1 protein-coding gene is annotated in these 799 nt (G+C 49.1%); it reads right to left on the bottom strand.

Annotated elements, in window-relative coordinates:
• Window positions 1-62 precede the first annotated feature (62 nt).
• Window positions 63-799, bottom strand: a 737-nt coding sequence (locus IE294_RS50470) for an AAA family ATPase (protein WP_189895416.1), incomplete at its 5' end; no start/stop codon positions are given.

The raw sequence follows: 799 nt of genomic DNA, 5'->3' as shown, positions 1-799 counted from the left end.
ATTGCAGTCATGGTAAAATCTTGGTTTATTTAATCATCAGGGACTCCCAAGCGCACAAATTATTAGAAAGCTCCTCTCTTGATAGCATCGTCATTAGCATTTCCAAGGGCAGCTTCACTCAAATATTTGTCAGCCAATTGAACCCTCTTCACATTCTCTTGTTCAGCAACAAGCATGTTTCCATATTCCAACAGCTTCTCAATGGTCATCTTCGGTTGCTCGAAAGATGGTGGCCCTTCCCTCGAGTTCACGAGCTTTTTCCCGACACCATTGACTCCGACCTCTCCGATCCATTTCCTCACTTCGTCATCGTAAACTCTGGCCCTTAGAGCACCGAAAAAGTCAATGGATTGGCCCGGGAAGGTGTCAACAAGCCTAACAAGGTCATCAAGGGGAACATTGTCGGTCCTGAAAATACCTGTGCAAACACCGATCCTATCTTCCCTGGTGGGTGCCCAGTAAAACTTCTCCATACGACCGTCACGGATGAGCGGCGCGTACAGCGTCGAGAAATCGTTACCGGTGACGATGATCGGAACACGAGGGTTCTCTTCCTTGTTGTACATACCGGGGAGCTGAACGTTGGTGGGGTTATCAGCGATGTTCATGAGTGTGGCGTTCACCATTTGGTTGTTCACTGTGTATTGTGTGGTTCCTCCCATACGACCGGCTCCAGCGTCGAGATCGTTGATGAAGAGGCAACACATTTTCCCTTTCTTGATAATGTCGGCGGCCTCACGGTACCTTTGCCTGATCAACTTGGCTGGTTCTCCGGCGTTCCCACTTTCCAATTCTCCGG

The sequence above is a fragment of the Streptomyces canarius genome (genome assembly GCF_014650735.1).
Taxonomy (GTDB): domain Bacteria; phylum Actinomycetota; class Actinomycetes; order Streptomycetales; family Streptomycetaceae; genus Streptomyces; species Streptomyces olivaceoviridis.
The sequence above is the reverse complement of the archived record's forward strand: the minus strand, read 5'-3'. Positions and strand labels throughout refer to the sequence as shown.